The sequence below is a fragment of the Mycolicibacterium sp. MU0050 genome (assembly GCF_963378085.1).
GTDB classification, from domain to species: domain Bacteria; phylum Actinomycetota; class Actinomycetes; order Mycobacteriales; family Mycobacteriaceae; genus Mycobacterium; species Mycobacterium wendilense.
Genome location: NZ_OY726395.1, coordinates 669,895 through 692,112 on the forward strand (window position 1 = coordinate 669,895; position 22,218 = coordinate 692,112).

23 protein-coding genes are annotated in these 22,218 nt (G+C 69.5%); 9 read left to right on the forward strand and 14 right to left on the reverse strand.

What is annotated here, in order from left to right; all coding sequences use genetic code 11:
* Window positions 1–15 precede the first annotated feature (15 nt).
* A complete protein-coding gene (purL, locus tag R2K23_RS03110; protein ID WP_316514176.1) occupies window positions 16–2,331 on the forward strand; it encodes a phosphoribosylformylglycinamidine synthase subunit PurL in 2,316 nt (771 codons plus the stop codon).
* A gap of 10 nt (window positions 2,332–2,341) precedes the next feature.
* Window positions 2,342–4,084, forward strand: coding sequence for an alpha/beta hydrolase (locus tag R2K23_RS03115; RefSeq protein WP_316514178.1), 1,743 nt, complete (start codon window positions 2,342–2,344; stop codon window positions 4,082–4,084).
* Window positions 4,085–4,096: 12 nt separating this feature from the next.
* On the opposite strand, the gene R2K23_RS03120 is transcribed toward R2K23_RS03115, so the two are convergent.
* Window positions 4,097–5,311 (reverse strand): MCE family protein, encoded by a 1,215-nt coding sequence (locus R2K23_RS03120; RefSeq protein WP_316514181.1) that lies wholly within the window; start codon window positions 5,309–5,311, stop codon window positions 4,097–4,099.
* Window positions 5,312–5,329: 18 nt separating this feature from the next.
* On the opposite strand from R2K23_RS03120, the gene R2K23_RS03125 reads away from it, so the two are divergent.
* Complete coding sequence (locus tag R2K23_RS03125; protein ID WP_316514183.1) at window positions 5,330–5,755, forward strand: sterol carrier family protein; 426 nt, start codon at window positions 5,330–5,332, stop codon at window positions 5,753–5,755.
* Here R2K23_RS03125 and R2K23_RS03130 read toward each other — a convergent pair.
* Complete coding sequence (locus R2K23_RS03130; protein ID WP_316514185.1) at window positions 5,709–7,046, reverse strand: DoxX family protein; 1,338 nt, start codon at window positions 7,044–7,046, stop codon at window positions 5,709–5,711. The two genes, R2K23_RS03125 and R2K23_RS03130, sit on opposite strands and share 47 nt — an antisense overlap.
* A gap of 334 nt (window positions 7,047–7,380) precedes the next feature.
* On the opposite strand from R2K23_RS03130, the gene purF reads away from it, so the two are divergent.
* A complete protein-coding gene (gene purF / locus R2K23_RS03135; RefSeq protein ID WP_316514187.1) occupies window positions 7,381–8,928 on the forward strand; it encodes an amidophosphoribosyltransferase in 1,548 nt (515 codons plus the stop codon).
* 139 nt (window positions 8,929–9,067) lie between these two features.
* Entirely contained in the window at window positions 9,068–10,153 is a 1,086-nt protein-coding gene (purM, locus tag R2K23_RS03140; RefSeq protein ID WP_316514189.1) for a phosphoribosylformylglycinamidine cyclo-ligase, read from the forward strand.
* Between the two features lie 42 nt (window positions 10,154–10,195).
* Here purM and R2K23_RS03145 read toward each other — a convergent pair whose 3' ends face one another.
* On the reverse strand, window positions 10,196–10,366 hold the full coding sequence (locus tag R2K23_RS03145) for a DUF3073 domain-containing protein (protein WP_316514190.1): 171 nt from the start codon (window positions 10,364–10,366) through the stop codon (window positions 10,196–10,198).
* A gap of 136 nt (window positions 10,367–10,502) precedes the next feature.
* Window positions 10,503–11,603: a CAF17-like 4Fe-4S cluster assembly/insertion protein YgfZ gene (gene ygfZ / locus R2K23_RS03150; protein ID WP_316514192.1), complete on the reverse strand. Its 1,101-nt coding sequence runs from the start codon at window positions 11,601–11,603 to the stop codon at window positions 10,503–10,505.
* Window positions 11,604–11,650: 47 nt separating this feature from the next.
* Here ygfZ and R2K23_RS03155 point away from each other — a divergent pair, with 47 nt between their 5' ends.
* Window positions 11,651–12,514, forward strand: a complete 864-nt coding sequence (locus tag R2K23_RS03155; protein WP_316517028.1) for an aminodeoxychorismate lyase — start codon at window positions 11,651–11,653, stop codon at window positions 12,512–12,514.
* 307 nt (window positions 12,515–12,821) lie between these two features.
* The gene (locus R2K23_RS03160) at window positions 12,822–13,670 is read left to right on the forward strand and encodes an ABC transporter substrate-binding protein (RefSeq protein WP_316514194.1); all 849 of its coding nucleotides are present in this window, start codon (window positions 12,822–12,824) and stop codon (window positions 13,668–13,670) included.
* Here the strand turns inward: R2K23_RS03160 and R2K23_RS03165 are convergent, their stop codons facing one another.
* From R2K23_RS03165 to lmeA, 7 genes are all read right to left on the reverse strand, one after another.
* Window positions 13,671–13,952, reverse strand: a complete 282-nt coding sequence (locus R2K23_RS03165) for a hypothetical protein (protein ID WP_316514196.1) — start codon at window positions 13,950–13,952, stop codon at window positions 13,671–13,673.
* Window positions 13,953–13,986: 34 nt separating this feature from the next.
* The gene (locus R2K23_RS03170) at window positions 13,987–14,649 is read right to left on the reverse strand and encodes a heme-binding beta-barrel domain-containing protein (RefSeq protein ID WP_316514197.1); all 663 of its coding nucleotides are present in this window, start codon (window positions 14,647–14,649) and stop codon (window positions 13,987–13,989) included.
* A gap of 217 nt (window positions 14,650–14,866) precedes the next feature.
* Window positions 14,867–15,169 carry a DUF1416 domain-containing protein gene (locus R2K23_RS03175; protein ID WP_316514199.1) on the reverse strand — a complete coding sequence of 101 codons (303 nt, stop codon included), beginning with the start codon at window positions 15,167–15,169 and terminating at the stop codon, window positions 14,867–14,869.
* A 2-nt stretch (window positions 15,170–15,171) separates the two neighbouring features.
* Complete coding sequence (locus R2K23_RS03180) at window positions 15,172–16,005, reverse strand: sulfurtransferase (RefSeq protein WP_316514201.1); 834 nt, start codon at window positions 16,003–16,005, stop codon at window positions 15,172–15,174.
* A 219-nt stretch (window positions 16,006–16,224) separates the two neighbouring features.
* Complete coding sequence (locus tag R2K23_RS24855) at window positions 16,225–16,314, reverse strand: Ms5788A family Cys-rich leader peptide (RefSeq protein ID WP_396892949.1); 90 nt, start codon at window positions 16,312–16,314, stop codon at window positions 16,225–16,227.
* 29 nt (window positions 16,315–16,343) lie between these two features.
* Window positions 16,344–16,691: a thioredoxin family protein gene (locus R2K23_RS03190; protein WP_396893518.1), complete on the reverse strand. Its 348-nt coding sequence runs from the start codon at window positions 16,689–16,691 to the stop codon at window positions 16,344–16,346.
* Between the two features lie 71 nt (window positions 16,692–16,762).
* On the reverse strand, window positions 16,763–17,578 hold the full coding sequence (lmeA, locus tag R2K23_RS03195) for a mannan chain length control protein LmeA (protein WP_316517030.1): 816 nt from the start codon (window positions 17,576–17,578) through the stop codon (window positions 16,763–16,765).
* Window positions 17,579–17,685: 107 nt separating this feature from the next.
* Between lmeA and R2K23_RS03200 the strand changes: the two genes are divergently transcribed.
* Both R2K23_RS03200 and mshD read left to right on the forward strand, forming a co-directional pair.
* A complete protein-coding gene (locus R2K23_RS03200; RefSeq protein ID WP_316514204.1) occupies window positions 17,686–18,465 on the forward strand; it encodes a winged helix-turn-helix transcriptional regulator in 780 nt (259 codons plus the stop codon).
* Window positions 18,462–19,346, forward strand: a complete 885-nt coding sequence (gene mshD, locus R2K23_RS03205) for a mycothiol synthase (RefSeq protein WP_316514206.1) — start codon at window positions 18,462–18,464, stop codon at window positions 19,344–19,346. The genes R2K23_RS03200 and mshD overlap by 4 nt, the downstream gene beginning before the upstream one ends.
* 72 nt (window positions 19,347–19,418) lie before the next feature.
* Here the strand turns inward: mshD and pstB are convergent, their stop codons facing one another.
* The 3 genes from pstB to pstC all read right to left on the reverse strand — a co-directional run bounded on the left by pstB (window position 19,419) and on the right by pstC (window position 22,208).
* Entirely contained in the window at window positions 19,419–20,189 is a 771-nt protein-coding gene (gene pstB / locus R2K23_RS03210; protein WP_316517033.1) for a phosphate ABC transporter ATP-binding protein PstB, read from the reverse strand.
* Window positions 20,190–20,322: 133 nt separating this feature from the next.
* Window positions 20,323–21,261, reverse strand: a complete 939-nt coding sequence (gene pstA / locus R2K23_RS03215) for a phosphate ABC transporter permease PstA (protein WP_316514207.1) — start codon at window positions 21,259–21,261, stop codon at window positions 20,323–20,325.
* Window positions 21,261–22,208 carry a phosphate ABC transporter permease subunit PstC gene (gene pstC / locus R2K23_RS03220; protein WP_316514209.1) on the reverse strand — a complete coding sequence of 316 codons (948 nt, stop codon included), beginning with the start codon at window positions 22,206–22,208 and terminating at the stop codon, window positions 21,261–21,263. Before pstC ends, pstA begins: the two co-directional genes overlap by 1 nt.
* Between the last annotated feature and the right edge of the window lie 10 nt (window positions 22,209–22,218).

Genomic DNA, 22,218 nt, shown 5'->3' on the forward strand with positions numbered 1-22,218 from the left:
TACTAGACTGTGGCCGTGAAGACCGGTCTCAGCTCTGAAGTCCCCGCCGTCGATACCGTCGAGCTGGCCGCGGCCACCCCAGATCAACCGCAGCCGTTCCGCGAGCTAGGGCTCAAGGACGACGAGTACGAGCGCATCCGAGAGATCCTGGGCCGGCGCCCCACCGACGCCGAGTTGGCCATGTACTCGGTGATGTGGAGCGAACACTGCTCCTACAAGTCCTCCAAGGTGCATCTGCGCTACTTCGGTGAGACCACCACCGACGAGATGCGGGCCGGGATGCTCGCGGGCATCGGCGAGAACGCCGGCGTCGTCGACATCGGCGACGGGTGGGCCGTCACCTTCAAGGTCGAGTCCCACAACCACCCGTCCTATGTGGAGCCCTACCAGGGCGCGGCCACCGGCGTGGGCGGCATCGTCCGCGACATCATGGCGATGGGCGCGCGACCGGTCGCGGTGATGGATCAGCTGCGCTTCGGCGCGGCCGACGCCCCTGACACCCGCCGCGTGGTCGACGGCGTGGTCCGCGGCATCGGCGGCTACGGCAACTCGCTGGGTCTGCCGAACATCGGCGGCGAAACCGTCTTCGACGCGTCCTACGCCGGCAACCCACTGGTCAACGCGCTGTGTGTCGGCGTGCTGCGCAAGGAGGACCTGCACCTGGCCTTCGCCTCGGGCACCGGCAACAAGATCATCTTGTTCGGCGCGCGCACGGGGCTCGACGGCATCGGCGGAGTTTCGGTGCTGGCCTCGGAGACCTTCTCGGGCGATGAATCCGGGTCGGGACGGAAGAAACTGCCCGCGGTGCAGGTGGGCGACCCCTTCATGGAGAAGGTGCTCATCGAGTGCTGCCTGGAGCTGTACGCCGCCGGTCTGGTGGTGGGCATCCAGGACCTGGGTGGTGCCGGATTGTCTTGCGCCACCTCCGAATTGGCCTCCGCCGGGGACGGTGGCATGGCCATCGAACTGGAGAAGGTGCCGCTGCGCGCGGCCAACATGACCCCGGCCGAGGTGCTGTCCAGCGAGTCGCAGGAACGCATGTGCGCCGTGGTGGCCCCGGAGAACGTCGAGGCGTTCATGGCAGTCTGCCGCAAATGGGAGGTGCTGGCGACCGTCATCGGTGAGGTGACCGACGGCGACCGTCTGCACATCACCTGGCACGGGCAGACCGTGGTGGACGTGCCGCCGCGGACCGTCGCCCACGAGGGCCCGGTGTACGAGCGTCCGGTCCAGCGCCCGGAGAGCCAGGATGCGCTGGTCGCCGACAGCTCCAAGAACCTGCCCCGGCCGCAGACCGGCGCCGAACTCCGCGCGACGCTGCTGCAGCTGCTGGGCAGCCCGCACCTGTGCAGCCGGGCGTTCATCACCGAGCAGTACGACCGCTACGTCCGCGGCAACACGGTGCTCGCCGAGCACGCCGACGGCGGCGTGTTGCGGATCGACGAGGAGACCGGGCGCGGCGTCGCCATCTCCACCGACGCCTCGGGCCGCTACACCCAACTGGACCCTTACACCGGAGCGCAGCTCGCGTTGGCCGAGGCCTACCGCAACGTCGCGGTCACCGGTGCCACCCCGGTCGCCGTCACCAACTGCCTCAACTTCGGGTCGCCGGAGGACCCCGGCGTCATGTGGCAGTTCTCCCAGGCGGTGCGCGGCCTCGCCGATGGCTGTGCGGCCCTGGGTATCCCGGTGACCGGCGGCAACGTCAGCTTCTACAACCAGACCGGCGCGACGCCCATCCTGCCCACCCCCGTGGTCGGCGTGCTCGGAGTCATCGACGACGTCACGCGGCGCATCCCCACCGGTTTCGGCACCGAGCCGGGCGAGACGCTGTTCCTGCTGGGCGACACCCACGACGAGTTCGACGGCTCGATCTGGGCGCAGGTGACCGCCGATCACCTCGGCGGCGTTCCGCCGCGGGTCGACCTGGCACGCGAGCAACTGCTGGCCGAGGTGCTGACGGCGGCCTCCCGGGACGGACTGGTCTCGGCGGCTCACGACCTGTCCGAGGGCGGTCTGATCCAGGCGGTGGTGGAATCCGCGCTGGCCGGCGAAACCGGTTGCCGCATCCTGCTTCCCGAGGACGCCGACCCCTTTGTGCTGCTGTTCTCCGAGTCGTCCGGACGGGTGCTGGTGGCGGTGCCCCGTACCGAGGAGAGCCGGTTCCGCGCAATGTGCGAGGCGCGCGGACTGCCCGCGGTCCGGATCGGTGTGGTGGACACCGGCGTCCCCGGCGAGGAGGCCGCGGTCGAAGTCCAGGGCCAGTTCACCGTCCCGCTGACCGAATTGAGGTCGACGTGGGAGGGCGTACTCCCGAAGTTGTTCGGATGACCGTGGCGTAATGACCCGCCCTGTCGAGCACAACGGCCCCCGCTCGTTGGTGCTGTGGGCCTGGGGGCTGCTGCGGCTCGACTTCACCGGCATTGCGATCGGCACCCTGTTCTTCTGTTTGTCGCTGACGCCGTCGCTACTGCCGCGCAGCTGGCAGTTCGCCGGGCTGATCGGCGGCATGAACGCCGCGCTCGGCTACGGCCTCGGCGTGCTTCTGGGTAAAGGGTTGTGCCGCTTCGTGTTACGCGGTCGTACCTGGTGGCCGCCGTCGTCGCGCGCGCAGACCGCGTTGAAGGTCGTGACGGTGGGCGTCGCGATCGCCGCGTCGGTGCTCATGGTGGTGCCGGCAGCCGGGTGGCAGCGCCAGGTGTCCGAGTTGATGGGTATCGAAGGCCCGGGCGTGCTCGGTTACACGCGCACCCTGGTGGTCGCAGCGGCGGTTGCGATCGTGCTGGTCGCCGTCGCCCGGGTGCTGCTGGACCTCACCAAACTGGTTGCGCGGATGCTGATCCGGCGATGGCGGCTCAATGGTGAAGTGGCGCAGTTCATCGGGACCGCGGTGGTGGTGATCCTGCTCGTCACGCTGATCAACGGTGTCCTGCTGCGCGGCTTCCTCGCCGGGGCCAGCCGGGTGTTCCAGCCGCAGAACACCGCCACCCGCGACGGCGTCGAGCAGCCGTCGGAACCGCAGAAGTCCGGCAGCCCAGCGTCTTTCGCGTCCTGGGATTCCCTGGGCTATCAGGGACGCAACTTCGTGGCCGGCGGGCCGGACGCGGCCGAGCTGACCCGGATCAACGGTGCCGCGGCCAAGGAGCCCATCCGGGTCTACGTCGGTCTGCAGACCGCCGACACCGACGAGGCCCGGCTGGCGGTGTTGCTCAGCGAGTTGCACCGCACCGACGCATTCGAACGCGAGGCCCTGGTGATCGTCCCCACCACCGGGACCGGCTGGGTCAATCCCGTTGCGGCGCGGGCCGTGGAGCTGATGTACAACGGCGACACCGCCATCGTGGCGCTGCAGTACTCGTATCTCCCCAGCTGGATCTCCTTCCTCGGTGATCAGCACACGTCGATGCGGTCGGGCCAGATGCTCATCGGTGCCGTGCACGACCGCTGGGCCAAGGTGCCCGAATCGCAGCGGCCCAAGTTGATGCTGTACGGCGAGAGCCTGGGCTCGATGGCGGGGCAGAGCGCCTTCGGGTATCTACCCGACATCGCGCTGATGGGCTTCGATTCGGTGCTGTGGGTCGGGCCGCCGCAGGCCAGCCCGCTGTGGCGGGCGCTGATCGAGCGTCGCGACCCCCACACCACGGAGGTCGCGCCGCGCTACGACAACGGGCGCACGGTCCGGTTCTCCCAGGGCGGCGACCCCGCCCAGGTGGCCCGCGACACCGCCGGCCCGTGGGATGACACCAAGGTGCTGTTCCTGCAGCATGCCTCGGACCCGATCGTGTGGTGGTCGCCGGATCTGCTGCTCTCCCGCCCGGACTGGCTGGTCGAACCGCGCGGGCAGGACCGCACCGCGGCCATGCGGTGGTACCCGTTTGTGACGTTCTCCCAGGTGGGCGCCGATATGCTGAACGCCTCGGAGATGCCGGCCGGGCACGGCCACAACTACGACAACGTCATTCTGGACGGCTGGGTGGCCGTCGCGGCGCCGCCGGACTGGACCGCGGCGGACACCGAGCGGATTCGCGGCGCGATGGAGCAGACGGTCGGCGTGGACGACTCGGAGTCCTCCTGGACGGGCTAGCGGTGCCGACGGTCACGGGTTGATGGTGTATTCGCCCACCTGCCGGCCCCACACGTGGTCGACGAGTAGTGGGCTGCCCAGCTCGAGGTGGTTGTAGGGCGCGATGCTGGCGCCGGTGTCCATCACCAGGGTGGGCGCCGGCCACAGCTCGCGGGTGATCGACTGCCAGCAGCCGGGCCGGCCACCGGGCCCGCCCTTGGCGTTGATCCGCGGCAGGTTGTCGGGATAGATGTAGGGCGGTTCGGCTCCGGTCACGCCGCCGCCGCTGGAACTGTTCAGCGAATAGCCGTTGCCGCCGAGCGCGCCCGCGACCCGCGGCGCGACCTGCGCGTAGTTGCGCAGCGTGCACAACAGCGACGGGCTGTGCTCGTCGAGGACCCGGGCGGTCGGCACCAGATCGCGGGCGCCGGCCACCAGGTAGGGGCCGGCGGGCTCGAACACCTCGGTGGCGGTCTGGCCGAATCCCACCGCACCCAGCAGCGCCGCGGTCAGCGCGTCCCGCTGCCTGTTCACCGTCGCGGCCGTGGTCGCCGTGGCGTCCAGGGCGGCCCATAGGTCCGGTGCGGCCGCGGTGTAGACGTCGGCGAGATCGGCAAGCCGGGCGGTGTCGTGACGTAATCGGGGCAGCCGGGGATTGACGTTGTCGAGGATGGTGGTGCCGTCGACAAGCGCGGCGCCGAACCGGCTGCCCAGCCCGGTCACGCCCTCGGCGAGGGCGGACAGTGTCGCGTTCAGGCGCACCGGGTCCACCTGCTCCGAGATCGCCATGATGGTCTCGAACAAAGTGTTGAATTCCGTGCTGACGGACTCGACGCGGATCGGTTGGTCCAGCGGAAGGCGTTGAGCGGTAGGTGTTTCCGGGGACGTCAGCGCCACGTACTTGTTGCCGAACACGGTGGTGGCGGTGATGTCGGCGACGACGTTGCCCGGCAGCATCGCGGCGTAACGCGGCTCGAGGTCCAGCACCAGCTCGGCCTCGGTGGCCCCGTCCGCGGGCACCGCTTGTACGGCGCCGACCCGGCCGATCCGCACCCCGTTGAACGTCACCTTGGCGCCCGGATCGAGACCCAGCCCGGAGCGGTCGGCCTGCAGCGTCAGCCGGCTCGTCGAGGTGAACGCGCCGCGGAACTGGCCGTAGCCCGCCGCGGCCACCAGCAGTACCAGCACTGCCAACGCCGCGCCGAGCGTCCGCCGCGTCGAGGCGCGCAGTTCCCCTGCCCCGGCCATGGTTTGAGAACCTAGGGTATGGCCGCCCGTCGCAGTGCTGATCCGACAAAGACCCGCGCCGCTGTCGCCGCGGTCGCCGCCTGGCTGCGCGACGAGAGCGCCGCGCCCGCGCCGGCGCGCGCCGAACTGGCCGACGCGGTCCGGCTGACCGCGCGGACCCTGGCGGCGGTGGCGCCGGGCGCGTCGGTGGAGGTGCGGGTGCCGCCGTTCGTCGCGGTGCAGTGCATCGCGGGCCCGCGCCATACCCGCGGCACCCCGCCCAACGTGGTGGAGACCGATCCGCGGACGTGGTTGCAGCTGGCGACCGGACTGGTGGGCGTGGCCGCGGCCGCGGACGCGGGCAGGTTGACGTTGTCGGGCCCGCGCGCCGGAGAGATCGCCCAATGGCTACCGGTGGTCAGCGGAAGTACGGATACTCCTGAACCCAGTGAAAGCCCCGGTTGAGCAGGGTGAAGTCGGCGGGGTCGGTGCGCTGCAACGTCATCGCGACCTGTTGACCGGCCAGGGTGCCGCGTAGATGTAGGTGATCCTCGCCGGCCCGGGTGAATGTGAACGTGCCGGACTGGCCCCCGTCCAGCTGCAACCGCTGGGCTTCGAGGTCGAGGGCCGCCTGCGCGGGCTGCAGCCGCCCGTCCATCAGCTGGATCGCCGCGACCTCGGCCGTGTCGAACACCAACCGTTGCCAGCGGTGCTTGTCGGTGGTCAAGGGCGGCGCGACGGCGCCGTCCCGGACGAATTCGGAGACCGTCCAGATCCCGTACAACTCCGGTTTCGGGCTGCCGCCGCCGTGGTCGCGCCACTGGCCCCAGCTGATCAGTGCTGTGCCGACCAGCACCCAGATGCCCAGCGAGACCTGGACCCGCGCGGCGATCCGGTTGGCGCGGGCCGAGTCGAACAGCGGGGGTTGGGTGGCCGGCGCTGCCGGGCGTTGCCGCACCAACAGGTCGGCCAGCCGCGGCAGCTGCGGCGCCAGCAGCACGAGGCTCACCAGCAGCAGGTGCAGCGACAGGATCTTGACCGGTACGTCGAACGTCATGTTCAGGATGAACACCTGGGCCATGCTCGCTGCGCTGATCAGGGCGCCCAGCGTCGCGGTGCGCGGCAAGAACAGCAGCAGCCCGCCGAGCACCTCCACGCCGCCGAGCACCATCTCGTAGGGATACGAGCTACCGACCTGCAGCCACAGCACCGAGGCCGGGCTGAGCTCCCCGTACGACTGCAGCAGCGCGCTCGGCGCCGGCGCGGGCATCTGGGTGGGGATCAGCTTGGCCATGCCGTAGAACAACATCTGCCCACCCAGGCAGAGTCGAAGGAACACCAGGAACCAGGCGTGCAGCCGGATGTACTCGACCCGCCGGTCCGCCAGCGACCACAACGTCGTCGCGAGCACCGCGACGACCAACAAGCAGAACACCAGCACCCAGATGACGGCCTGGTCGCCGCTGCCGGAGTCGAGCCGCAGCTGCGCATCCACCCCGAAGACCGTGCGGGCGACCCAGCTCAGGATCGGGTCGAGCAGCATCAGCTGCCACAGCACCGCGGGGTCGGGCAGCAGCGTGGCGAACGCGCCGGTGAACGCGAAGGTGATCTGCGCGAACAGCAAGCAGAACAGCCCGAAGTAGACGAAGCAGAACCGGAAGGCGACGCGGGTGACGGATCGCCAGGGCACGGCCGGCGCGCCGTCGCCATCGGTGTTTGCTGACGGGTCGACGGGATCGGTGTGGGCCGTGCGCATCGAAACCTCCCTGCTGTCGACCGATGTCCCGCGGCGCCCCCGCATGGGCGCCACGATGCCGGGTGCCGCGGCGCGGCGCAATCGAATATTCTCGCCGGCACCGAGAAATGCTCTGGTGGGCAACGTGTTTCGCGGCGACGAAACTTTGGGGAGCGGCCGCGGCCCGGAGGCGGACGGGCGGCTGTGGCCCGCGCCTGCGCGGCCCGAGGATGTGAGATTGCCCACCGTAATCTGCCTGGCCTGCAATTAATCGGGCCTGGATGGCTTTACTGGCCGGCGGGGAGCCGTAGACTGAACCCCGTCACCCACCCCGCCGCAGGGAGCAGCCCGCAACGTGACCGACAAACCGATCGAACTCGAGAACGCCCCCCGCGAAGAATGCGGCGTATTCGGTGTGTGGGCCCCCGGCGAGGAAGTCGCCAAGCTCACCTACTACGGCCTCTACGCGTTGCAGCACCGCGGCCAGGAAGCCGCCGGCATCGCCGTCGCGGACGGCACGCAGGTCCTGGTCTTCAAGGACCTCGGTCTGGTCAGCCAGGTCTTCGACGAGCAGACCCTGGCGGCCATGGAGGGCCACGTCGCCGTCGGCCACTGCCGGTACTCCACCACCGGCTCGACCACCTGGGAGAACGCCCAGCCGGTGTTCCGCAACACCACCGCCGGTACCGGCGTGGCGCTGGGACACAACGGCAACCTGGTCAACACCACCGAGTTGGCCGCGCGGGCCCGCGACGCCGGCCTGATCGACATGCGCGGCGCACCCGCGGCCACCACCGACTCCGACATCTTGGGCGCGCTGCTGGCGCACGGTGCCGCCGACTCCAGCCTGGAGCAGGCCGCCCTGGAACTGCTGCCCACCGTGCGCGGCGCGTTCTGCCTGACCTTCATGGACGAGAACACGCTGTACGCGGCGCGCGACCCCTACGGCGTCCGGCCGCTGGCGCTGGGCCGCCTGGACCGCGGCTGGGTGGTGGCCTCCGAGACGGCCGCACTCGACATCGTGGGCGCCTCCTTCGTCCGTGACATCGAGCCCGGTGAGCTGCTGGCCATCGACGCCGACGGCGTGCGCTCGTCGCGGTTCGCCAACCCGACCCCCAAGGGCTGCGTCTTCGAATACGTCTACCTGGCCCGGCCGGACAGCACCCTGGTGGGCCGCTCGGTGCACTCCGCCCGGGTGGACATCGGACGCCAGCTGGCGCGGGAGATGCCCATCGATGCGGATCTGGTCATCGGCGTGCCGGAATCCGGCACCCCGGCGGCCGTGGGGTACGCGCAGGAATCCGGCATCCCGTTCGGCCAGGGCCTGATGAAGAACGCCTACGTGGGCCGCACCTTCATCCAGCCGTCGCAGACCATCCGGCAGCTCGGTATCCGGCTGAAACTCAATCCGCTGCGCGAGATGATCCGCGGCAAGCGCCTGATCGTCGTCGACGACTCGATCGTGCGGGGCAACACCCAGCGCGCGCTGATCCGGATGCTGCGGGAGGCCGGCGCGGTCGAGGTGCACGTGCGCATCGCGTCGCCGCCGGTGAAGTGGCCCTGTTTCTACGGCATCGACTTCGCCTCCCCGGCCGAGCTGATCGCCAACGCCGCCGCCGAGGGCACGCAGGTCGACATGCTCGAGGCGGTCCGGCACGCGGTCGGGGCCGACACCCTCGGGTACATCTCGCTCGACGGGATGGTCAGCGCCACCGAGCAGCCGGCCTCCCGGCTGTGCTGCGCCTGCTTCGACGGGGTCTACCCCATCGAGCTGCCCAGCGAGACGGCGCTGGGCAAGAACGTCATCGAACACATGCTGGCCAACACCGCACGCACCGGCAGTCCCGCCGTGAGTGCCGTGCAGGCCGACAACGACAACGCGTCGGCGCTACGTCGGCCCTGACCGGGCGGAAATCCGGCCATCGGAGTCCGCCGGACGACGCAGCGGTTCGCGGAGCTTGCGGAGTGAAGGGCGGAGGAATCCGGCCATCGGAGTACAGCCGGAGGACGGCCGGGGGACCCGCCCGGTAGATTGAGCGTCGATGATCGATCGTGCTCAAGACCCCGTGGCTGCTGATGTCATTTCCTATGCGTCGGCAGGGGTCGACATCGAGGCCGGCGACCGCGCCGTAGAACTGTTCAAGCCGCTCGCGGCCCGGGCAACCCGTCCGGAGGTGCGCGGGGGCATCGGCGGTTTCGCCGGGCTGTTCGCCCTGCGAGGCGACTACCGGGAGCCCCTGCTGGCCTCCTCCACCGACGGGGTGGGCACCAAGCTGGCCGTCGCGCAGGCGATGGACAAGCACGACACGGTGGGCCTGGACCTGGTCGCGATGGTCGTCGACGACCTCGTGGTCTGCGGCGCCGAACCGCTGTTTCTGCAGGACTACATCGCCGTCGGCCGGACCGTGCCCGAGCGGGTGCAGGCCATCGTCGCCGGCATCGCCGAGGGCTGCGTGCAGGCCGGCTGCGCGCTGCTGGGCGGCGAGACCGCCGAACACCCCGGGCTGATGGCGCCCGACCACTACGACATCTCCGCCACCGGCGTGGGTGTGGTGGAGGCCGACGACGTGCTGGGCCCGGAGCGGGTGAAGCCCGGCGATGTGATCATCGCCATGGGCTCCTCCGGGCTGCACTCCAACGGCTACTCGCTGGCCCGGAAGGTGCTGCTGGAGATCGACCGGATGAACCTGGCCGGGCACGTCGAGGAGTTCGGCCGCACGCTGGGCGAGGAACTGCTGGAGCCCACCCGGATCTACGCCAAGGACTGCCTGGCGCTGGCCGCCGAGACGCAGGTGCGCACGTTCTGTCACGTCACCGGCGGCGGCTTGGCTGGCAACCTGGAACGCGTCATGCCACCCGGGTTGGTCGCCGAACTCGACCGTGGAACCTGGACGCCCGCACCGGTGTTCGGGATGATCGCGCAGCGCGGCCGCATCGAGCGGGCCGAGATGGAGAAGACGTTCAACATGGGCGTCGGCATGGTCGCCGTGGTCGCCCCGGAGGACACCGATCGTGCGCTGGCGATCCTGACCGCCCGCCACCTGAACTGCTGGGTCCTGGGCACCGTGCAGAAGGGCAAGAAGGACGCCCAACGTGCGAAGTTGGTGGGCCTGCACCCGAGGTTCTAGCGCGGGTGGGGCGGCGGTTCAGGGGGAGAGGTGGACGGCGCCTCAGCGCCGCCAGCTGTCCTCATCGCTCCAGCGGTCGTCGGCGAGGTCGTCATCACTGTCGGACGACCCTGCCAGCTCCTTCTGAAGACGCTCGAAGTCCGTTTGAGGAGTGTTGTATTTCAACTCTCGAGCAACCTTGGTCTGCTTTGCCTTAGCCCGGCCGCGGCCCATGGGGGAACCCCCTCGCGCAATAACGGAGCGGCCCAATTGCAGGCGGCTCCGATCTGAGTGTGTGTATTTTCCTGCGACCAGCTTACCGTGCTCGGTCGCGGAGTGCCGGTAGGGCCGTGACGTCGGGCGTCGAGGGTCATCCGGAACGGCCGCGAAGCCGATCCACCGCGACCTTCCCGGCGCCGGCGGTGTCGGCCGGCGGGAGCGAATCGGCGTCGATGCGGGCCTGCACGGCCACGTCACCGCCGGTGACGAGTTCGGTGTCGGCGGGCAGGCCGCGCTTGAGCAGCGCCAGCGCGATCACACCTTCATCCACGTGGTCGACGACGGTGCCGAGCCGGCCGACCGCGCGGCCCCCGGCGGTCAGCGGCGTCCCCGTCTCAGGGCGATCGGCCGAGCCGTCGAGGTGCAGCAGCGCGAGCATCCGGGGCGGCCGGCCCAGGTTGTGGACGCGCGCCACGGTCTCCTGGCCCCGGTAGCACCCCTTGTCGAGGTGGACGGCCCCGACACCGGCGTCACCGATCCAGCCGATCTCGTGCGGGATGGTGCGGTCGTCGGTGTCGACGCCCAGTCGGGCCCGCACCGCCGCGACGCGGTGCGCCTCGTAGGTCCACACCCCGGCCCGTCGGACGCCGGCCCGCTCGAGGCGCGTCAGCCAGCTCTCCTTGTCGGCGCGCGGCGCCACCAGGTCCAGTTCCACGGGGCCGCCGTCGGTGCTGGGCATGCGGCGCAGGAATCCGCCGTCGGGCAGCGCGACCGCGGTCATCGTCGCCGGCAGCTCGCTCACGGAGAGGGCCTCGCGCACCGCCGCATCATCGAGCCGCGGGCCGATCAGCGACAGCACCGCCAGGTCGGCGGTCGCGGGTTCCACCTTCGACCAGAACACCATCTTGGTGAGGTACGACAGCAGCGGCTCGGCGCGCCACGGCTCGGTGTCCAGATAGGTCAGGCCACCCAGCTCGGTCTGCAGCCAGTGGTCCTCCACCCGGCCTTGGCCGTCCAGGCTGGAGTTCTCGGTGCTGTGGCCGTCGGGCAGCTCGGCGACGTGCTGCGTGCAGATGGTGTGCAGCCAGCTCTGCCGCTCCGGCCCCGACAACTGCAGGACGCCGCGGTGGGATCGGTCCACCACGACGGCTTCGGTGGCCGCGGCGCGCTGCTCGCCGAGCGGGTCGCCGTAATGCCAGATCGCGCCGGCGTCGGGGTGGGTGTCGGGGACGGGAACGGGAACGGCTGTCACACGTCAACTCTACGGATGCGGTGGCGCTAGGCTTGGCCGCCATGGCGGTGGTAGTCACCCTCGACGGCGAGACGCGCGACCCGGACGCGCCGCTGTTGCATGCCGACGACCTGGCCGCGGTCCGCGGCGACGGCGTGTTCGAGACGCTGCTGGTCCGCGACGGCCGCGCCCGCCTGACCGAGGCGCACCTGGCCCGGCTCGCGAATTCGGCCAAGCTGCAGGACCTCCCGGAACCGGATCTGCGGGCCTGGCGCGCCGCCATCGAGAAGGCCGTCGCCGAATGGAGCGCGCAGTCCGCAGCCGAGGGGGCGCTGCGGCTGGTGTACAGCCGGGGCCGCGAAGGCGGATCGGCGCCGACCGCCTACGTCACCGTCGGCGCGTTGCCGGCCCGGGTGGGCGCCGCTCGGCGCGACGGTGTCAGCGTGGTGACGCTCGAGCGTGGGTTGCCCGCCCACGGCACAGACGCGATGCCCTGGTTGTTGGCCGGCGCCAAGACGCTGTCCTACGCGGTGAACATGGCCGCGCTGCGGCACGCCGCCCGACTGGGCGCGGACGACGTCATTTTCCTCAGCAGCGACGGCTTTGTCCTCGAGGGGCCGCGTTCGACCGTCGTCATCGCCACCGAGGTCGATGGCCGGCTCGCGCTGTTGACGCCGCCGCCGTGGTATCCCATCCTGCGCGGCACCACCCAGCAGGCCCTGTTCGAAACGGCGCGGGCCGCCGGCTACGACTGCGACCTGCAGCCGCTGCGGCTCGCCGATCTCGAGGCAGCACAAGGGATCTGGTTGATCTCGGCGATCACGTTGGGGGCGCGGGTGCACACCCTGGACGGCCGCCGGACCCCGGACCCTGGGCCGCTGGCCGCCGACTTCGCGCGGCTGGTCGACGCCGCGATCGGCGATGCGGACTGAGGGGTCGAAAACCTCTTGTCACCCCGCCGGCTCCTCAAGTACGGTCGGCCGTACACAGGGAAGGAGGTGGTCCGACAAATTGAGTGACTTATGGACATGTGAGGTGGCTGTCCGCTAGCAGCACCAGGCGAGGAATCACCTGCGATGCGCCGGCGAATTCCAGCAGCCACCCGGCCCCCGAGCCCCCGGTTCGTCCAACTGTGGAACTACGGCTCGGGGGCCGCTCCATGTCCGGGGCGGGTTGTCCGCCCCCGACACTTTCCGGGTGAGATGACATCGCCCCGCGGGATGCGCGATGATGCGGCCCATGGGTCATCGGTGGACAGCCGCGCAATCCGTCATCGGGGTGGCTGTCCTGGCGGCGGTCGCCGGCTGCGCGATCCCCAGCGGTGCGCCGCAGGCCCCGCCCGTGTGCGCGCACGCCGACCTGCCCACGCTGTACCCGCAGATCTTCACGTTCGGCACCGACCAACCGGCGTACCCGCCGTGGTACATCGGCGACAATCCCACCAACGGCGAAGGTTTCGAGGCTGCGGTGGCCTACGCCGTCGCCGACCGGCTCGGCTACCCGCCCGAACAGGTGCGGTGGGTGCGGATCCCGTTCAACACGGCAATGGCGCCGGGCCCCAAGCCCTTTGACGCCGACCTGTCCCAGTTCTCCATCACCGACCAGCGTCGGGAGGTCGTCGACTTCTCCGCGCCGTACTACGACGTCGCGCAGGCCGTGGTGGCGCTGCGTCATTCGCCGGCCGCCGCCGCCACCGGCCAGGACGACCTACGCCCGCTGCGAATCGGCGCGCAGGTGGGCACCACGAGTTCGGGGGCGGCGCGCGCCGTCGGCGCGGTGGAACCGGTGATCGTCTACGACACCAACGCCGACGCGAAGCGCGCGCTGGCCGACGGTCAGATCGATGCGCTGGTGCTCGATCTGCCCACCGCGGTCACCATCCAGGCCGAGTTGGCCGACAGCGTCATCGTGGGGCAGTTGCCGACGACGGGGGAGCCGGCCGAACAGCTGGGCATGGTGCTGGACAAGGACAGCGCGCTCACCGCCTGCGTCTCCCAAGCCGTCGAGGAATTGCGCGACGACGGGGTACTGGATGATCTCGAGCGACGCTGGCTGTCCGACGGGCAGCGTCCGCGGAAGCTGAGCTGACTAGGGGCCGGCCGGGCCGGGCGCCAGCGTGCTGCACGCCTCCATCGCCCGGTCCCAGGTTTCCTGGTCGACGTCGGCGGGCGGACCGACTGGGGAGGCCGCCGACTCGTCGACGCCGTGCTCGTTGAGGCAGCTGGCGAACGACCCGTGTTCGACGGTCGCCGGCGCGGTGGTCTCGTCCTCCGGCGCCGAGGAGTCCGAGCCGCAGCCCACCAGGGCGGCCAGGCCCACCAGGCCGGCCGCCGCGAGGACGGGCAACACTCGGATGTGGCGAACAGACATGACGATCTCCCGGGCGCTAGACGGTGGACAGGGACTATCCGATGAATCGGGTCAACCGGGCCGACAGATGCGGGACCAGCCCGCCGTCGGCGTCGACCCGTTCCTCGACATAGGCGAGATCGCCGCCCTCGACGATGCCGTAGAGCCGCTTGGCGCCGCCGACGAGCACCCCGGACTGGCTGCGGGCCAGCGCGTCGGTGGCCAGCTCCCAGGACGCCTGGTTCAGCGGCCGGCCGTAGAACAGTTCGATGTAACCGGTGGAATGGGCCAGCAGGAGCTCGATGGCCTGCGACTCGGTGGGGTCGTTGGCGTCGGTGATGAACCGCCAGAAGCCGGTCTCACGCATGGAGGGCGCCGCGTACTCGCCGTCGTCGTCCAGGCGCCAGGAGCGGGCTTCCCAGTTGAGGTAGTCGCCGCCGTCGTGCGACACGATGATCTGCTGACCGAATCGGTAGTCGCCGTCGGCGTCGCGGCCCTCACCGCCGCCGCGCCACACGCCGACCAGCGGGAGCAGGGCCAGCAGGGCGTCGTCGAGGTCCACACCTTCCCGCAGGTTTGCGGTGTCGGCGGGTAACGGGAGGTCGCCGAAGGTCGGGAGGTTGCGCGCCGCCGTGGCCTGCGCACGCTCGGCGGCGGCAGCCACCGCGCGGTCACCCGAGCCGGGGTCCACCTCAGGGCCCTCGTCGCTGCCGGTCATCGGCAGATCAGGACTCGTCGGTGATCAGACGGTAAAGCGTGTAGATCGCGAACCACGTGATGACCACGACGGCCGCGACAAGCATGAGTTCGAAGAACAACACCACGGGCATGATTCTAGTTCGTCGCTATCAACGATTTGCCCCGGGTGCCCCCCGCGAGCGTGCGTGAAATCTCACTTTTGCGGATCTGGAGCACGCTCGCGGAGGAAAACAGCCTCAGGCGACCTTGACGGCCACTTCGTGGATGCCGGCGCCGGTCGGGGTCACCACGGCGTCACCGTTGCCGACCTTCGACAGCGCACGCAGCCGCCACGAGCCCGGCGCGGCGAAGAACCGGAAGTCACCGGTCGCCGACGCCACCACCTCGGCGGTGAACTCGTCGGAGGAGTCCAGCAGACGCACGAAGGCGCCGCCGACCGGCTGACCGGAACCGTCGACCACGCGGCCGGTGATCACGGTCTCCTTCTCGACGTCAACATTTGCAGGCATGGCCTGGCCCTGGGTAGGCGCTGAGCACATAATCAACTTCCCAACTCAATCGGGGCCCCCACCAGGGAGCCGTATTCGCACCAACTGCCGTCATAGTTCTTGACGTTCTTGTGTCCGAGGAGTTCCTGCAGCACGAACCAGGTGTGCGAGGAACGCTCGCCAATCCGGCAGTAGGCGATGATTTCCTTGTCGCCGTCGAGGCCGGCGTCGGCGTACAGCTTGGCCAGTTCCTCGTCGGACTTGAAGGTGCCGTCTTCGTTGGCGGCCTTGCTCCAAGGAACGTTGATGGCGCCCGGAACATGCCCGGGACGCTGGCTCTGCTCCTGCGGCAGGTGCGCGGGAGCGAGGATCTTGCCGGAGAACTCGTCGGGGGAGCGGACGTCGACCAGGTTCTTCGTCCCGATCGCGGCGATCACCTCGTCGCGGAACGCGCGGATGGACAGATCCGGGTCCTTGGCGGTGTAGCTGGTCTGGGGGCGCTCGACCTTGTCGGTCACCAGCGGCCGGCCATCGAGCTCCCACTTCTTGCGGCCGCCGTCGAGCAGCTTGACGTTCTCGTGGCCGTAGAGCTTGAAGTACCAGTAGGCGTAGGCGGCAAACCAGTTGTTGTTGCCGCCGTAGAGGATCACGGTGTCGTCGTTGCTGATGCCGCGCTCGGAGAGCAGCTTGGAGAACCCGGCCGCATCGACGAAGTCGCGACGCACCGGATCCTGCAGGTCGTCGCGCCAGTCGAGCCGCACGGCACCGGCGATGTGCCCGGTTTCGTAGGCGCTGGTGTCCTCGTCGACCTCGACGAAGACCGTGTTCGGTGCGTCGAGGTTCTGCTCAGCCCAGTCGGTGGTGACCAGGACGTCGGAACGGGCCATATTTGGTCCTTTCGAAGGTTTACAGGTGGTGCAGGGGGTTGGACAGACGGACGGGCGAGCCGGCGGCGAACCGCGGACCACGCGCGTCGACGAAGTCGCTGCGGGTGGTCGGCTTCGGCACCGAGTTCGACATGGACATGCTCCTGTTGATGTACGGATGGGCTGGGTCAGCGAGCGCCACGCTGCTCGCCGGCGCGACGCGTACGAACGCGCGGCTGATCAGCAGCTACAACAACAGCAACAACCCGCAAGGCGGCACAGATCGACTGCGCGGCGCTTGGTGAGCAGCGGCTCAAGACGGGCTGGCACGCCGGACAGCTTACCCAATGGGGCCGGGCTCAAGCCAATAGTGGTTCCAGAGCCGACCGCAGGTCACCGGCGGTGGGAACGCCGGTGGTGCGATGCCGCGGGCGCCCGTCGGCGTCGAAGATGATCGTGGTCGGTAGCGACAGCACCGAGAGACGCCGCGCCGCTTCCGGATTGGCGTCCAGGTCGATCTCGACGTGTGCTACGCCGGGCAGGTCGGCGCACACCGCATCGACGACCCGGCGCACCGCCGCGCACGGTCCGCACCAGGTCGCGGTGAAGTGCAGCACGGTCGGGCCGGAGGTCGACAGACCCAGTCCGCTGGTGTCGACGTCGGCGGCCTCGTCCGCGGCGCGCAGCATCCCCGACCGCAGCGTCATCAGCCGGCCGACCAGATAGCCGAGGCCCAGCACGGCGATGACGACGACGATGATCAGCCCGGTGCCGGTACTCACGGCTGGGTGAACTCCCCGAGCGTGACGGTGATGTCCTCGGTGATCCCCTCGATGATCACGTCGGAACCGCGGGCCCCTTGGCTGGTGGGAGCGACGCCGAACGGCAGCCGCTGGTCGGGCAGGGTGGCCCGGAATTCGTCCAACACCGCGGCCAGCTGGTCCGCCGGCACCTCCTGATCGGCGGTGCCGGGCCCGGTGAGCACGCCGGTGGGGGTGAAGACCAGGGTGGTGCGCTCGGGGCCGACGATCGAGAGGTCGACGGAGACGCTGACCTGCTCGTCGAAACCGGCGCTCCGCGGGGTGGCGGTGAAGACCAGGCCCTCGCTGGCCGAGATCCCCGACTCGGTGGTGCCGCCGGTGGCGTCGTTGGTTTCCACCGTGGGCGCCTCGACCATCAGATCCTTCAGGTCCATGAATCGGCCCAGGTGCGCGGAGTTGATGATGATCCGGCTCTCCAGCTTCCCGATGGGCAACGGCGCGTCGGGCCGGATCAGCCAGGACGCCTCGGAGATCCCGATCGAGTGCATGGTGGCCTCCAGCGCCGCCCGCTCGACGTGCGGATGGGCCACGTCGGTGGCCTTGATCTCGATCTCGTCGTAATGGTGCCGCACCGCCTGGGGGATGAACGGGAAACCGAGGATCGCCACCGACGGATCCCAACTCAGGTCGGCTGCGCCACGGACCGCGCGGGACAAGCGGTATTCGGCGGCGATGGCGGCTCCGAAGTCGACCCCGGCGGCCGCCAACGCCACGGAGAGCACCGTCGCAGCGATTCCGGTCAGCAGTTTCCGCACGCGGTCATTGTTGCGCAACACGGAAGATCGGCAGGTGGCAGGCTATCGTTATCCCAATTCGGTCGGTAACGACGATGTGTCGGCCATGAATCCGGGGAGTGATCCCCTGGTGACTGGAGGACCTGGTGGATTTGCTACTTCTCACCGTCGACCCACGTCCGGAAAACGTCCTGCCCGCCCTGGCGCTGCTGGCCCATCAGGTACGCGCGGCGCCGACGGAGGTGTCTTCCCTGCTGGAGGCCGGTTCGGCCGACGTCGCCATCGTCGATGCGCGCACGGACCTGGCGGCCGCCCGCGGCTTGTGTCGCCTGCTGGGCAGCACGGGCACCGGGGTGCCGGTGGTCGCCGTGGTCAACGAGGGTGGCTTGGTCGCGGTCAACCTCGAATGGGGGATCGACGAGATCCTGTTGCCGGGCACCGGCCCCGCCGAGATCGACGCCCGACTGCGGCTCCTGGTCAGCCGCCGCGGGGGCGCGGCCATGCAGGAAAGCGCCGGCAAGGTCAGCCTCGGCGAGTTGGTGATCGACGAGGGCACCTACACCGCCCGGCTGCGCGGCCGCCCGCTGGACCTCACCTACAAGGAATTCGAGTTGCTCAAGTATCTGGCTCAGCACGCCGGACGGGTGTTCACCCGGGCCCAGTTGCTGCAGGAGGTGTGGGGCTATGACTTCTTCGGCGGTACCCGCACGGTCGACGTGCACGTCCGGCGGCTGCGCGCCAAGCTCGGTTCCGAACACGAGTCGTTGATCGGCACCGTCCGCAACGTCGGCTACAAGGCGGTCCGGCCCGCCCGCGGCCGCAACGCGGCGCCGGAGCCCGACGAGGTCGGCGACGAGGAGGACCTCGACAAGACCGGCCTGCCCCCGAACCTGGCGGTGCCCGACTCCCTGGCGGAGGCCCCGTGACGCACATCGATTGGCAGACCGGTCTTTCCGACGACCTCGGCAAGCAGATCCGCGATCTGATCGACGCCGCGACCGACGCCGACGGGGTCGCACCGGTGGGTGACCAGGTGCTGCGCGAGTTGGGGGCGGACCGCACCCGGCATCTGCTGGCCCTCGACGGTGACCGGGTGGTGGGTTATCTGAACCTGGCTCCCGCCGCCGAGGATGTCCCGGCGATGGCCGAACTCGTCGTGCATCCGCAGGCCCGCCGCCGCGGCCTCGGCGCGGCGATGGCAAGGCTGGGCCTCGCCGCGGGCGGCGACGGGACCCGGATCTGGGCGCACGGCAACCTGGCGCCGGCCCGCGCGACGGCGGCCGCGCTGGGGCTGTCGGTGGTGCGCGAGTTGCTGCAGATGCGGCGATCGCTGCGCGACCTGCCGCCGCTGCGCGAAGCCGACGGTGTCCGCCTGACCACCTACTCGGGTCCTGGCGACGACGCCGAATTGTTGCGGGTCAACAACGCGGCGTTTCACTGGCACCCCGAACAGGGCGGCTGGACCGAGGCCGACATCGCCGAGCGTCGCGCCGAGGCCTGGTTCGACCCCGAGGGCCTGTTCCTCGGCTTCGACGAGGCCGACGGCCGGTTGCTGGGCTTCCACTGGACCAAGGTGCACGCCCCGGATCTGGGCGAGGTGTACGTGGTGGGCGTGGACCCGGCCGCGCAGGGCCGCGGCTTGGGGGCGACGCTGACGCTGGTCGGACTGCACCACCTGGCGGACCGGCTCGGGGCCGCCGCGGAGCCCACCGTGCTGCTCTACGTCGAGGCCGACAACACCGCTGCGGTGAAGACCTACGAGCGGCTGGGCTTCGAGGTGTTCAGCGTGGACACCGCCTACGGCTGAGCCCGCCGCCCCCGGACGCGGCGCGGCTCGCCCCGGAACGTCGGGGGCGGGCCGCGGCGTCGGTAGGTCGGGTCAGCCGAAGCGGCCGGAGATGTAATCCTCGGTGCGTCGGTCGGCCGGGTTCGAGAAGATCTTCTCGGTGTCGTCGTACTCGACGAGCAGGCCGTGCCGGACACCCTCGTCGTCCACCTCGGCGGTGAAGAAGGCGGTCTTATCCGAAACCCGGGCCGCCTGCTGCATGTTGTGCGTGACGATCAAGATCGTGTACTCCGAGGCGAGCTGACGCATCAGCTCCTCGATCTTGGAGGTCGCAATGGGGTCGAGCGCCGAGCAGGGCTCGTCCATCAGGATCACCTCGGGACGGGTCGCGATGGTGCGCGCGATGCACAGCCGCTGCTGCTGACCGCCCGACATCGCCAGCGCGCTGTGCTTCAGCTTGTCCTTGACCTCGTCCCACAGCGCCGCGGAGGTCAGCGCCTCCTCGACGATGTCGTCCATGTTGCCCTTCATGCCGTTGACCCGCGGGCCGTAGGCGATGTTGTCGTAGATCGACTTGGGGAACGGGTTCGGCTTCTGGAACACCATGCCGATCCGGCGGCGCACCTCGATGGGATCGACGTCCTTGCCGTACAGATCGATGCCGTGGTAGCGCACATCGCCGTGCACCCGGGCCGAGGGCACCAGGTCGTTCATCCGGTTGAAGCAGCGCAGCACGGTGCTCTTGCCGCACCCGGACGGCCCGATCAGCGCGGTGATGTCGTTCTCGACGACCTCGAGGTCGACGTTGCGGACCGCGTTGTGCGAGCCGTACCAGACGTCCATGTTCTTGACGGTGAACACCAATCTGCCCCCGGCACCGCGGCTCTCGCGACTTGTCGGCTTGTCCAAGGGGATGGCACCTTCACGAGCGTCCGCTTGGGTTCTATCGGTCATCTGCTTGCTTCCGCTCGCGGGCGCGATGGGTCCCTGGGTCATGTCAGAACTTCCGCTCGTAGTGATTGCGCAACCAGATCGCGAACGAGTTCATCGCCAGCAATACTGCCAGCATCACGATCACGCCTGCTGCGGCAAGAATATGAAACTCTTCCTGGGGGCGCTGGATGTAGTTGTAAATCAGCACCGGCATGGCGGTGTAGCCACCTTCGAAGAAGCTCGGGTTGAAGGTGATGAAGGTGGTCGCGCCGACGAGCAGCAGCGGGGCGGCCTCGCCGATGGCCCGCGCCACCGCCAGGATGACCCCGGTCAGGATGCCCGGAACGGCGATCGGCAGGACCTGTTTGCTGATGGTCTGCCATTCGGTGGCGCCCAGGCCCAGCGAGGCGTCCCGGATCGACGACGGCACCGCCCGGATGGCTTCGCGCGCGGTGATGATGACGGTGGGCAGCACCAGCATGGCCAGGGTGATCGAACCGGCCACGGCGACGAAGCCCAGGTCCAGCGGACCCCGCACGATGAACGCCATGCCGAGGATGCCGAACACGATCGACGGCACGCCGGCCAGGTTCTGGATGTTCAGCTCGATGAGGCGGTTGTACCACTTGGTCTTGTCCGCGTACTCCTCGAGATAGACCGCCGAGGCGACGCCGATGGGCACGATGAGCACGATGACGCCGGCGATCAGGTAGATGGTGCCCAGGATGGCCGGCCGGAAGCCGGCGGTCTCGCGCCGGATCGTCGAGGGCGCGTTGGTGAACAGGTTCAGGTCCAGCCGCGGCCAGCCCTTGATCAGGGCCCACAGGATCATGCCCACGAGCACCGTGACGGCGATCGCGATGGCCAGCAGCATCACGGCCAGGAACAGCTGGTTGGTGATCTTGCCGACCGGCGACTTGCTCTTGAGTGAACTTTCCACGACGGCGCGCGCACCGGCGGTGGCGAGCCGGGCCCGTTCCGTCCGGAGGTTGGGCGTACTCACTAGTCGTAAACCTCCCGGAAGCGCTGCACCATGCGGATGGCGAACATGTTCATGCACAGCGTCATGACGAACAGCAGGGCGCCGACGGCGAAGATCGATTCGTAGACGATGGTGCCGGTGGCGATGTCGCCGGTGGCGGTGGACCCGATGAACGCCGTCATGGTCTGCACCGAACCGGTGAAGGTGAAGCCGAAGCGCGGTGTCTGGCCGGCGACGATCAGCACCACCATGGTCTCGCCGATGGCGCGCGAGGTGGCCAGCACGATTGCCGCGATGATGCCCGAGATCGCGCCCGGGAAGACCACTCGCAGTGACACTTGCATCTTGTTGGCGCCCAGGCCGTATGCGCCCTCGCGCAGCCCGTTGGGCACCGACCGCATCGCGTCGTCGGACACCGACGTGATCAGCGGGATGATCATGATGCCGACCATGATTCCGGCGACACCGACCGAGAATGCCTCCCAGTTCAGGAAGGGCAGCAGGTCGCCCAGGAACGGCCGCATGAACAGCAGGCCGAACATGCCGATGGCGACCGTGGGAATGCCCTCGAGGACCTCGAGGATGGGCTTGACGATCTTGCGGACCCGCGGCGGCGCGTACTCGGACAGGTAGATCGCGGCGAGCAGGCCGAGCGGAATGCCCACCAGCAGCGCCCAGAAGACAACGGTCAGCGTGCCGATGACGATGGGCAGCACCCCGAAGGACGGGTCCGCGAACGCGGGCCGCCAGGACGTGCCGGTGAAGAAGTCGACGATCGAGACGTGCCGGAAGAAACCGATCGTCGGGAACAGCAGGGCGAGGACGATCGCGGTGGTGATGGCGACCGACAGCAGCGCGCAGAGCGCGAAGGCCACCTTGATGACCTTCTCCGCGTACCTGGGGCTCGAGGCCGCCAGCGACACCGGGGGTGATCCCGGTGCGCCGGCGGCCTCTTCCGTTACGGGCATGTGGGTGCGA

Excerpts from the sequence above, each read along its gene's own strand:
- R2K23_RS03115 (WP_316514178.1), top strand. The coding sequence starts at position 2,342 with ATGACCCGCCCTGTCGAGCACAACGGCCCCCGCTCGTTGGTGCTGTGG.
- R2K23_RS03120 (WP_316514181.1), bottom strand. The coding sequence starts at position 5,311 with ATGGCCGGGGCAGGGGAACTGCGCGCCTCGACGCGGCGGACGCTCGGC.
- R2K23_RS03125 (WP_316514183.1), top strand. The coding sequence starts at position 5,330 with ATGGCCGCCCGTCGCAGTGCTGATCCGACAAAGACCCGCGCCGCTGTC.
- R2K23_RS03130 (WP_316514185.1), bottom strand. The coding sequence starts at position 7,046 with ATGCGCACGGCCCACACCGATCCCGTCGACCCGTCAGCAAACACCGAT.
- purM (WP_316514189.1), top strand. The coding sequence starts at position 9,068 with ATGATCGATCGTGCTCAAGACCCCGTGGCTGCTGATGTCATTTCCTAT.
- R2K23_RS03145 (WP_316514190.1), bottom strand. The coding sequence starts at position 10,366 with ATGGGCCGCGGCCGGGCTAAGGCAAAGCAGACCAAGGTTGCTCGAGAG.
- R2K23_RS03160 (WP_316514194.1), top strand. The coding sequence starts at position 12,822 with ATGGGTCATCGGTGGACAGCCGCGCAATCCGTCATCGGGGTGGCTGTC.
- R2K23_RS03165 (WP_316514196.1), bottom strand. The coding sequence starts at position 13,952 with ATGTCTGTTCGCCACATCCGAGTGTTGCCCGTCCTCGCGGCGGCCGGC.
- R2K23_RS03170 (WP_316514197.1), bottom strand. The coding sequence starts at position 14,649 with ATGACCGGCAGCGACGAGGGCCCTGAGGTGGACCCCGGCTCGGGTGAC.
- R2K23_RS03175 (WP_316514199.1), bottom strand. The coding sequence starts at position 15,169 with ATGTGCTCAGCGCCTACCCAGGGCCAGGCCATGCCTGCAAATGTTGAC.
- R2K23_RS03180 (WP_316514201.1), bottom strand. The coding sequence starts at position 16,005 with ATGGCCCGTTCCGACGTCCTGGTCACCACCGACTGGGCTGAGCAGAAC.
- R2K23_RS03190 (WP_396893518.1), bottom strand. The coding sequence starts at position 16,691 with ATGACGCTGCGGTCGGGGATGCTGCGCGCCGCGGACGAGGCCGCCGAC.
- pstC (WP_316514209.1), bottom strand. The coding sequence starts at position 22,208 with ATGCCCGTAACGGAAGAGGCCGCCGGCGCACCGGGATCACCCCCGGTG.